Here is a 2,426-nt window from a genome sequence, read left to right on the forward strand (position 1 = left end):
CGTACTGGGTGGGCTGCGCGGCGAGGTCCCGATGTTCCGGGTCTTTTCCGCGCAGCCTCCCGCCGAACCCAGCGGGCATCTATTCGATGCACTGGGCTCTCCAGTGACTACGCCGCGTTCGCTTTTGAGGTGGCGTGGATGTGCTCGTGGCATCCGGTGCAGACAATGAGCGTCTTGCGCCGCATCCTCGCCATCAGGGCTGCCCAGGCGGGCTGTTCCGGACCCGGCGCTCCCAGATCTGCGAGCTTGGCGACCTGGTGGACTGCCACCGTCGCGCCTTGCTCGCACAGTTCGCATCGCCGCTTTCGGAGTCGGTGGATCAACTCCTTGCGCGGCGGGTGAACTTGGACAGGGGCCGGATCGCGGATGATCGCGCGCCTTGCATGTTTGAGAGGTATTCCGCCGAATCGTGATACCAGATCTGGCTTGCCCGGGCGCGCCTTTCTGGCCTCATAGCAGATCCGCGGCCCGTCTTTGGTTTCAGTCTTCACCCGGTAACGGGCTGACATCTTCCCGACGGAGGAGCGGTGCTTAGCGGCCAGAGTTTTCAGCATGGATGTCTGGGCGTTCCAGCACAGCATGCCGAGCTGCGACACGTTCTGGGCGAGCAGGTAGTAGTTCACGACGCCCCGATATTCAGCTCCGTAGATCCGAACGATGTCGTGATCGTCCAGGTTTTGGAGATGGTCCCTGTGCCACGGCTTTCCGTGTCTCCGGTAGGGGGCGCACTTGGCTTTGATCACATCTGTTGGCACGCGCAACGCGATCGTCCCATTGGCCGTACGACGGCCTTTGGAGAGTTTCGTGTTGCTGTGCTGAGCGATGATGTTGTAGCCGAGGAACCGCGCCGCACGTGTGCGGGCGTGTGTAATCAGGGTCTTGTCTTGGTTCAGTTCCAGTCCGAGGGTCTCCCGTAGGAACTTCGCCAGTCTGGCCTTGATCTCCTCAGCCTCAGCCTTCGGACCAATGAAGCCCAGCAAGTGATCGTCGGCGTACCGCACATAGGTCAGCCTTCGATAGCCGGGGTCCATCGGTTCTTTTGCGGGAAGACGTTGCATCTGCTTTTGCAGTTCCCGGGCCTGTGCTCGGTCGCCGCGTTGCATGGCACGAAACCGCCGACTCTTCACCCTGAGATACTCGGTGTATTCTTTTCGGCGGCTCCCCCGCGTGTATTCGGGGATGAGTTCCTTCTCTATGAATGCGTCGAGCTTGTCGAGGTAGATGTTACTTAATAAGGGTGAGAGTACGCCGCCTTGCGGAGTTCCGCTTAGCGTGTCGTGGTACTCCCAGTCATCCATGTACCCGGCTTTGAGCATGTTACGAACGAGCCGGAGAAACCGGTTATCTTGGATATTCTCCGCCAGTATCCCGAGAAGGATTTCGTGGTCAACGGACCCGAAGCAGTCGGAGATGTCACCTTCGATGAACCACACGGTCCCGGACCAGGTGCGTTGCACCTCGCCAAGCGCGGTATGGCAGCCGCGACCTTTTCGGAAACCATGCGATCGGGAAGAGAACTGCGGCTCGTAGTACGCTTCCAGTAGAAGACGCACCACTTGGCCGACAAGTTTATCCTCCCATGACGGTAGACCAAGGGGGCGAAGCCTCCCGTTTTTCTTCGGGATGTAAACACGGCGTGCCGGGGAGAACCGGTATCGCTCGCCGCGTATTGCTTCGATGATCTGGTCGATCTTGCCCTCAGACATGCCGTCGGCGGTGTCTTCGCTGACTCCTGGAGTCATCGCACCCTTGTTGGAGTAGATGCCACCGTAGGCCAGCAAGTACAGATCCTTGTTGAACATCTGCCTGTAGAGCTGATTACACGGCAAGCCCTTCTTGCCGCGCTCGCGGAGGACAGAAAGCACCGTTTCGGCGTCCTGCATTGCGCATACCTCGCGGTTCTCGTTGTCCCATCACCTGTGCCCCTTCGCCCTGTGGTCCGGTTCTCCCGGTCTCCAGATTGGCAGGACGTTACCCCTGCGACTACTGCGGGCACTCTGTCGCCATAGAACTCGCGCTCCTTAGGCGATCCCACGTTCGTCAGTGCCGTACGTTCTAGCGTGACTTAGGCGTCCCGTTCGTCTCCTTTAATGCCCTGACAGAGCATCGCTCCTGCACCCCAGAGGATTGCGGCAGGCGCCTCTACATCCCGCCGAAGGGGCCGGCACCGGTTCCAGACGTCTTTCCGGCGGGTGACAACATTTACACCTTCTGGAAACTGGGATTCAGGCAATCCAGCTTTCGCCATATCACGCGGATCTCCCGACGCACCGCCCCATACGCCTGGGCACGGCCGCCGGTTTCCTGGCATGCTATTGTCCCCTTCACCTTTCGGATCTTGGGTAAGCCATCAGATCCAGAGACATTCCTCCAATCTCTGCCCGCTGCGCGGGCTATACGGCACTGCGCCTCGTGGCGCAGAGAGG

1 protein-coding gene is annotated in these 2,426 nt (G+C 59.9%); it reads right to left on the bottom strand.

Annotated features, from left to right (window positions below):
• Positions 1 to 107: 107 nt before the first annotated feature.
• On the bottom strand, positions 108 to 1,883 hold the full coding sequence (locus ACIBEI_RS49530; protein WP_398898121.1) for a reverse transcriptase domain-containing protein: 1,776 nt from the start codon (positions 1,881 to 1,883) through the stop codon (positions 108 to 110).
• Positions 1,884 to 2,426 lie beyond the last annotated feature (543 nt).

Origin of the sequence: Streptomyces sp. NPDC050988 (assembly GCF_044456225.1) — a bacterium.
Lineage (GTDB): Bacteria > Actinomycetota > Actinomycetes > Streptomycetales > Streptomycetaceae > Streptomyces.

Excerpts from the sequence above, each read along its gene's own strand:
- ACIBEI_RS49530 (WP_398898121.1), bottom strand. The coding sequence starts at position 1,883 with ATGCAGGACGCCGAAACGGTGCTTTCTGTCCTCCGCGAGCGCGGCAAG.